Here is a 7,799-nt window from a genome sequence, read left to right on the forward strand (position 1 = left end):
GGCCGACAGGTCACTCCACCGGCTCGATACGCAGATCGGTGACCCGGGCGAGGTTGTCAAAGTCGCGGTCGGCATGCAACAGGCTCGCATCGGCCTTGACAGCCGCCTGCGCGATGAGGCAGTCGGTCAGCACCCGGACCGTCACGCCATCACGCCGAGCGGATCGGTACAGACCCGCGGCGTCCTCATAGTCACCGCTGTCGCGAAGAGGAAGGACGGGCAGGGGCGCGAGCAGCTCCAGCAGCTCAAGGTGATGCGTGTCGGACCGGGCACCGGCGAGAACCTCGAAACGGACGATCTCCGTGGTCACGAGGTATGCCTCCTCGTCGATCAGATGGTGCAACCGCCGATGGACCGATGACTCGGTCTTACGGAAGAACTCGACCCACGCGGATGTGTCAACCAGGATCATCGATCCTCCACCGACGCCCCTTGGAGATTGGACACAAAGCCCGGGCGGATCTCGTCCATGTCCGTTTCCCACCCCATGCCTTCCATGGCCAGTGCCCGACGTCGGAAGGTCGCACGGCTGACGAGATGCCGCAGAGCAAGATCTACGACTTCGCGCCGCGTGTTCACGCCGAAGAGGCGCATCGCCTCTTCGATCAACTCGTCGTTGACAACGATGTTGGTCCGCACGTCCGTCATGGTCATTAACATACACACCCCTGTGTATTTTGCTTGTCAGCAGATCCAAAGACGACGATACGCACCGGATCGGATCGTGACAAGGTCGGTACATCAGGCAAATACCGCCGGGTCGGGATGTGCGTGGACCGACGGCGGCCGGTTCAGAAGTCACCGGCACGGCCGCGGAACTCCCGCAGGATGTCAACGAGCGACGTGATCTGGTCAGAGGACAGATCCGGGTTGGCGAAGACGCTCTCGTTGAGCCGGTCGGTCGCCGCGGCCGCGACGTCCCGCTAGGAAACTTCCGCTAGGACCCGCTCACGCTTGCGGGCGGCGGCTTCCAACGTCCGGCCCTGGAAGGTGCGCCCCTGTGCCGGCGGCGGGGTCCAGCTGCTGGGCCAGGGTCTCGTCGACGGTCCGCTCGACCCGTCGCATCGTGATCCGCAGGATCGGCGGAGTCATGACGGTGGTGACAAGCGCCACCAGGACCACCACCGTGTAGGCCGCCGTGCCCAACACGCCGAGGCGGAGCCCCACCGCGGCGACCACCAAGCCGATCACCCCGCGGGCGTTGAGCCCCGCGCCGAGCGCCAGCGCCTCCCAGTGGCCGAGCCGACCGGCCCGCGCACCGAGGTAGACACCGCCGAACTTGCCCGCGACGGCGAGCAGCAGCACCACCAGGCTGGCGGCGAGGACCGGCGGATCGGTGAGCATGCCGAGGTCGACCCGTAGCCCGGCCGTGGCGAAGAAAATCGGAGCCAGTACGGTGAGTACCACCGTCCGCAGCGGCGCGACCCGGTCGGGGATGAAGTCCCGGCTGGACCCGACGACGATGCCGGCGATGAAGGCGCCGAAGATTGCCTCCAGTTTCAACGCGTCCGTCGCGGCAGCCGCGGCAAGGATCAACACCGTGACAACCGGGATGCAGCCGCTGCCGTCCCGCGCGGCCCCGGCGAACCGAAGCGCGGCCCGGACCAGCGGCCGGCCGGCCACCAGCGCGACCAGCACCGTGCCCAGCACGCTCACGACCGGCACGGCGATGTCACCGCCATGCACGCCCGTGGTCGCCATCGCCGACACCACCGAAAGCATCGACCATCCGACCGCGTCGTCGACCGCGGCCGCGGCCAAGATGAGCTGGCCGACGTTACGGTCCAGCAGGTGCATGTCAATAAGGATCTTCGCGGCGACCGGGATCGCGCTGACGCCCAGCGCGACACCAAGAAACATCGCGAACACCGGCCGATTGGCGCCGTCGGCGACGAGCGAGTCCGGCAGCAGCAGTCCCCCCGCAGCTCCGAGGCCCACTGGAACCAGTAGCCCGGCGAGGCCGACTCGGACGACGGTCAGGCTGCGGCGGCGCACCAGCCGGATGTCCATGTCCATCCCGGTGAAACCGACCAGCAGAATCACGCCGAGCTGACCGGCAGCGTCAAGCAGATGGAACTGGTCAGCGCGCGCCGGCAGCAGCCAGCCGGCGAAACCGGGCGCGAGCGTGCCGAGCAGGGACGGCCCGAGCAGCACGCCGGTGACCAGTTCACCCACCACGGCGGGCATGGCGAGCCGCGTTGCCGCCCGGCCCAGGAGATGAGCAAGCCCGAGCAGAACAGCGATCTGGAGTAGGAAGATGAGAAGCACCTGCGACGACAGCGTGGCCACCGGACCGGACGCGTAGGCCATCACCACTCCTGCCAGAAGGTAAGAGCGCCCGAGGATAGGACTGTCCGGCTCGCGGCTCCCCGCATCCCGCCCGGCCGCGTTGTCGTCAGTCGGCGCCCACCACCAGGGCGCCTTCCTCCGCCGCCTTGCCGGATCGGGCGCGGATGAGCCGCTCGCTGATCGAACGCCCTATCCTCGGGCGCTCTAAGTGGTCGGCGCCGGAAGTTCATCCAGGGCCTGCCGGCGCCAGGCGGCGCCTCGCTTCGTTGTCGTCGGCCCCGGTAGAACACCGCTACCGGGACCTCCTCCGCCTCGCGACGCATCCACCTGACATCCGACAACCCCCGAAGGACTTCCAGCGCCGACCACTAAGGCGGAAATCCAAACGCAGATCGTGAATAACGTACCGACCACGCATGAAGCCGTGCTGCGGTTGCCAACCTCGATCAGCTCCGGTTTTCGACGTCATGGCTCCGTTCGTGCTGGCCGGCGCCCGCCGCGGAGCCGGTGCAGCGCCTTGCGCCGCGCGGTGTCGGCCGCGTCCAGCGCGTAGCAGGCGAGAAACAGCGTCGCGAGCAGGGGAGCGCGTACCTTCAGCACGAGTGAGAATCGCTGTGACGCGGTCAGCGGCAGCGCGTTGACCCACGAGCGCGCCCACGGCTTGCGGAGCTTTCTTGGGGCGACGAAGTCCGGCCCGGAGATCTCCACCCGCGCCGAGCTCGGCTTGCCAAGCAGCCGCCATGTACCACGCGGCAGGCAACGGGTCAGCGACAGCTGGCAGAACACACTGGGGCCCGTGATGCCGTGCTCGAGCCGCCACCGGGCCCGCTCGCCGAGCGTGGCCTGAAAACGTTCCACTCGACGGCGGAACGCCCGTTCCGTCGTCCAGTGCCCCAGCTGTCCCCTCGAATAGAACAGGCGGTTCTCGCAGAACTCCCGGTCCTTCCTGCTGGTCTCGTCCTCCTTGGAGGTGTCACCGCCGGTCGCCGCCAGCCAGTTCGTCCAGCGGTACCGGGCTGTCCCGGTCGACCAGATGACCGCCCAGTCGAGCATGTGTGACAGCAGGAAGAAGCGTGGGTCGGCGATGGCGCCGCTGTACTTCTCCTGGACGAAGCTCCTGATGGTCAGCCAATCCTCACAGGTCGCCCTGTTGACCCGGTCGATGTAGCCGGTGTCGAGGCAGGCGTGCCGGAGATCCTTCTCGATGATGTTCGAGACATGCCACATGGTCTGGCAGGACTGGCCCAGTCCCTGGCTGTAGTAGGCATCGATAATCGAGGACGCGTCGCCGAGTATCGCGTACCGCCTGGGGTGGACGAAGGTGTCCGTCACGTGTTGCACGTTGCGGTACATACGGAACTCGAGCAGGTTCTCCCGGCTGAGCACTCCGTCGAAGACCGGGTATTCGGCCAGCGCCGCGAAGAACTGGTCCTTGGGGCCGCCTTTCTTCGGCGGCTTTTTCTGGTCGTAGGTGATGCCGACGCTCACCCGGCCTCCCGAGAGCCGGATCACCCAGATCCAGTGGCCGTCGCCCCACAGGTGCAGGGTGTACAGGTCTCTGCGGGTGGAGGTGCCGTCCGCGGTGGTGTACCGCCACACCGGTTCGAACATCTCGTCGGTGATGCCGGCGAACTGCCCCCACAGAGCTGTGGTCTGGAAGCCGTCGTTGAGCACCCGTGATTCGGCGCGGTGACCCAGCTTGCTCGCTAACATCCTGGTCCGGCCGGAACAGTCGATGACCCAGTTGGCGTGGACGCTGCCCTGTGTCTTCGCGGAGTGGTCGGCCCAGGTCACCAGATGCGCGTCGGTGCCGGTCCCCGCGATCTCAACGCCGGTCACCCGGGCGGCGTCCAGGAAGCGGATATTGTGCCTGCTGTGCACGGACTTGCGCAGCAGCTCTTCCGTGTCGGGCCGGCAGATCTGCTGGTCGACCACTAGCGCGCGGAACGCGAGCTTGTTTTTTGCGATCTTATATAAGTAGTGGTCACGGAAGTCGTCATGCATCTCCCGCAGCGTGAACTCCGACATTGCGGCGACGACCCATTCCGACTTGGGCCGGAACTCCCGCTGGCCGTGGGCCCCATAGGTAAACCAGACACCCAGCTTGACGAAACAATCGTCGTTGAGGAAGTCATCAAGATCACCGATGATACGGGGAACTCCGGTGGAGACCAGGAACGACTCGCCCACCTTGTAGCTGGGTTTTTGGTTGACCACGTCATCGATGACCGTCACGTCCATCCCGCGTTTCGCCAGTCCCAGCGCGGCGAGCAGCCCGACCATGCCCGCTCCCACCACTACAACCTCGGTACGCGTCACTTCCGTCGTCGCCGGGTGCGCAAGGCTGTCCATGTGCCGCTCTCCTCAGGTCATGCCTGTTGCGGTTCAGGCTGTTGCGGTTCAGGCTGTTGCGGCGACCCCGAGCATGCTGCGGGCATAGCGGTCCAACGCACCGCCCTCACGCAGGAACAGCCGGGGGGCCACCAACTCGCATTCCAATAGCTGCAGGCTGCCGTCCGGGGCGGGCAGAGTGTCGATCCGTGCGTACCGCAGCTGCTCGAACCATGAGCACAGCAGGCTATGCAGCTCCTCGGCCCAGGCGATGTGTGCGGGTGTGGCCTCGAGACGCTTGTTGACGCCGCCGAAGGACTCGTGCGCAATCCAGCCGTTCTCGGCAACCGACTTGGCGATCGCATGGCTGTACCGTCCGCCGATGAAGACGAAGGATGTCTCGCCGCGAGTGGTGATCTCATCGACGAAGGGCTGCACGCTCACTGTCGTCATCGCGGTCAGCTCGGCGAACCGGCGCTCGGCGTTGCTCCCAGCCACCGCGTCGGAAGCATCGGGCAACGTGAAGTGTGGATGGTCCGCGGTGGGGTCGGGGTCATCAGTCGGGGTTTCGGCCCGGGTCACCCGGAAGGCGTTCCAGCCGCGAGCCGACAGCGTCGGCTTGACCACGGCGCGCCGCCACCCGGTCCGCTCCAGGATGGCGTGGAGGGTGACCGGCGTCCCCCGGGACACCCACTCAGTCGGCACGACAGGGACCCCAGCGTCGGCGAGCCTGGGCAGATAGTCGAACTTGTCCAGCCCCCTGGCCACGAGTCCGGGCGGGTTGACCACCGGAAGGCCGCCAGGGGCGTTCGCCCGCACCCGCGCGCAGAGCGCGTCGATACGCGGGATCAGATCCGGCTCCAGATGGAAATAGCGCAGCATGCGCAGGCTCAGCAGGTCGATGCCGCTCCAGTTGATCTGATCCGCATCGGCAAGCTTGACGATCTCCACATCCGTGTCGTGCCGGGCGAAGGCGGCCTCCACATCGGGAAGGTCGTCGTGTGGGACCGTAAGACAAAGGTACGCGATTCGGCGTCGTCGAGTCACCCGGATGCCCTCCGCTGTCAGACGGCCAACGGCGATGATCACCGCGGCAACAACGGAGACGCTAGTAGCACCGTCCTGGGCGGACATCCGTGTCCACGTCGGAGTTAAGGCCAGATGACACCGAATTAACGGATGGTGTCCACGACACGCGATGCCGCCGCCGGCCCCCGGCTGCCGAGATCCTGCCCGGCGCCCTGGGTTTGGCGCCGGAACCTTGTCTGGGACGGCCACGACGAAGCACTGTCCGAACCGTGGATGTAGACGAGGTGCCATACCCGAATTCACCCAAAGACGTCAGCGGCTCCCTGCTATGGAGCCTGAACGACACCGTTACCTGTTCGACGATCGCCGACGCGATGGACGCCCTCCATCGTGACGGCGCGGTGACCGGTCTGCGTCGGCTGACCGGAAGCGGGCTGGTCGTGGGGCCCGCTTTCACTCTGCGCTATGAAGTCGTGTCCGCGGATTCGCCGGGCAGCATCGGCGACTTCGTCGACGACGTGCCCGCCGGGGCCGTCATCGTGATCGACAATGCGGGCCGTGACTGGTGCTCGGTGTGGGGCGACCTGGTCACCACAGTTGCCCATGCGCGCGGCGTCGCGGGCACGGTGATCGATGGAGCCTGCCGGGACGTCGCGGGCAGCGCCGAGATCGGCTACTCGATCTGGGCCGCGGCCACCTGCGTCATGTCCGGGCGCGGCCGGGTCAGACTGGCTGCTATGCAGGAGCCGGTCACCGTACGGGGCACCTCCGTCGCTCCAGGAGACTGGGTGTGTGCGGACGAATCGGGAATCGTCGTTGCCCCGGCCGGGATGGTCGACGCCCTCGCCACCGAGATCCGCCGGATCGATGATCTGGAGGGCCGGGTACTCGCCGCGGTGCGGGCAGGCATACCGCTGTCCGAGGCCCGAGCCGCCAACGGTTACCACCGCCTCGGCGCCTCCGCGCGGGGAGGCCGGGCATGACGGGGCAGGATGCCATCACCGGGGAATCGGCCCGCACGGTACATCGGCCCGCCCACGCGGTCCCGAGGCAGGAGATGACGGGGCATGCTCTGCCTCGGGCTGACCCGGGGGACCAGCGATCCCAGCTCCGGGCGTTACGAGAGACCTGGCCGCACGTGTACGCGCTGATCGACGAGGAACGCGCCCTCGGCCTAGCCGCTGATGGGGAGCGTGACGACTTCGGTTCCGCGAGGCATGGCGGCCGAGGCGAAAGCTACGTCGACGCCCAACAGGCACACCCGCAGGCGCGGATCATCGGTATCCGGCACCTCATGGCCCTGGTGATCGGCCCAGCGGGCGGCGATCGGCCGGTCATTGTGGACCTGCTGGGCGGCGATGGGCTGCTCCACCGGGTCTGTCTGCGTCCCGACATGCCCGACGCGACGGTCGTCACCTGTGACGCGGCCTCGTTCATGGTCGCCCGTGCGTGGGCGGCGGGTGTTCCGGCGGTCCGGCAGCGCGCCCAGCGGCAGGTATTCCGCTCGGGAAGCGTCGACGGTGTGCTCCTCGCATACGGCAGCCACCACATACCGGAGCCGGAGCGACAGGACGTGGCCGACGAGGCGTGGCGAGTGCTGCGGCCCGGGGGCAGGTTCGTGCTGCACGACTTTGCCGACGGGTCGCCCGTGGCGGCCTGGTTCCTGGATGTCGTGGACAAACAGTCCGCGACCGGTCACCGCTATGCGCACTTCACCACTGAGCAGATGCGGGAGTATCTTGTGCGCTCCGGTTTCCGCACGGTGACGACGAACTGGATGTTCGACCCGATCGTGGTGACCGCTGCCTCGGAACGGGCGGCACAGGCCGCGCTGGGCCACTACCTGGTGCGGATGTACGGGCTGGACAAGCTGGTGGCGGCTCATGGGCCCGAGGGCGCCTCGATGATGGCGTTCGAACTCGCCCGCCAGATATTCCGGTTCGACGGCAGGGGAGACCATGTCGGTGAATGCGTCGTCGAGCGGCTGGGCCCGTCGCAATGGCGGTGCGTCCTGCCCCGCTTCGCCCTGGTCGCCGTCGGGACGAAGCCCTAGCGGTCGCCGCCGGGAGTCGTCGGGGTACGTCGGGTGCCCAGACGGATGCGTCGCGAGGCGGCCCAGGCCCCGGTAGCGGTGTTCTACCGGGGCCGAC

At 67.3% G+C, this 7,799-nt stretch carries 7 protein-coding genes; 2 read left to right on the top strand and 5 right to left on the bottom strand.

The features are described 5' to 3' along the window. Positions 1-10 precede the first annotated feature (10 nt). From MJ785_RS14825 to MJ785_RS14845, 5 genes are all read right to left on the bottom strand, one after another. The gene (locus MJ785_RS14825) at positions 11-412 is read right to left on the bottom strand and encodes a PIN domain nuclease (RefSeq protein WP_239308745.1); all 402 of its coding nucleotides are present in this window, start codon (positions 410-412) and stop codon (positions 11-13) included. Then, positions 409-654 (bottom strand): type II toxin-antitoxin system VapB family antitoxin, encoded by a 246-nt coding sequence (locus MJ785_RS14830; RefSeq protein ID WP_239308744.1) that lies wholly within the window; start codon positions 652-654, stop codon positions 409-411. The genes MJ785_RS14825 and MJ785_RS14830 overlap by 4 nt, the downstream gene beginning before the upstream one ends. Positions 655-948: 294 nt before the next feature. Beyond that, complete coding sequence (locus MJ785_RS14835) at positions 949-2,310, bottom strand: cation:proton antiporter (RefSeq protein ID WP_239381385.1); 1,362 nt, start codon at positions 2,308-2,310, stop codon at positions 949-951. A 444-nt stretch (positions 2,311-2,754) separates the two neighbouring features. After that, on the bottom strand, positions 2,755-4,641 hold the full coding sequence (locus tag MJ785_RS14840; protein WP_239308742.1) for an NAD(P)/FAD-dependent oxidoreductase: 1,887 nt from the start codon (positions 4,639-4,641) through the stop codon (positions 2,755-2,757). Between the two features lie 48 nt (positions 4,642-4,689). Continuing rightward, on the bottom strand, positions 4,690-5,754 hold the full coding sequence (locus MJ785_RS14845) for a RimK family alpha-L-glutamate ligase (RefSeq protein ID WP_239374621.1): 1,065 nt from the start codon (positions 5,752-5,754) through the stop codon (positions 4,690-4,692). A 179-nt stretch (positions 5,755-5,933) separates the two neighbouring features. Here MJ785_RS14845 and MJ785_RS14850 point away from each other — a divergent pair, with 179 nt between their 5' ends. Continuing rightward, positions 5,934-6,632 (top strand): RraA family protein, encoded by a 699-nt coding sequence (locus MJ785_RS14850; protein ID WP_239381387.1) that lies wholly within the window; start codon positions 5,934-5,936, stop codon positions 6,630-6,632. Further along, on the top strand, positions 6,629-7,702 hold the full coding sequence (locus MJ785_RS14855; protein WP_239381389.1) for a class I SAM-dependent methyltransferase: 1,074 nt from the start codon (positions 6,629-6,631) through the stop codon (positions 7,700-7,702). Before MJ785_RS14850 ends, MJ785_RS14855 begins: the two co-directional genes overlap by 4 nt. Positions 7,703-7,799 lie beyond the last annotated feature (97 nt).

It is taken from the genome of Protofrankia sp. CiT1, assembly GCF_917627335.1.
Lineage (GTDB): Bacteria > Actinomycetota > Actinomycetes > Frankiales > Frankiaceae > Protofrankia.

Coding starts and splice junctions, on each gene's coding strand:
- MJ785_RS14825 (WP_239308745.1), bottom strand. CDS start 412: ATGATCCTGGTTGACACATCCGCGTGGGTCGAGTTCTTCCGTAAGACC.
- MJ785_RS14830 (WP_239308744.1), bottom strand. CDS start 654: ATGACCATGACGGACGTGCGGACCAACATCGTTGTCAACGACGAGTTG.
- MJ785_RS14835 (WP_239381385.1), bottom strand. CDS start 2,310: ATGGCCTACGCGTCCGGTCCGGTGGCCACGCTGTCGTCGCAGGTGCTT.
- MJ785_RS14840 (WP_239308742.1), bottom strand. CDS start 4,641: ATGGACAGCCTTGCGCACCCGGCGACGACGGAAGTGACGCGTACCGAG.
- MJ785_RS14845 (WP_239374621.1), bottom strand. CDS start 5,754: ATGTCCGCCCAGGACGGTGCTACTAGCGTCTCCGTTGTTGCCGCGGTG.
- MJ785_RS14855 (WP_239381389.1), top strand. CDS start 6,629: ATGACGGGGCAGGATGCCATCACCGGGGAATCGGCCCGCACGGTACAT.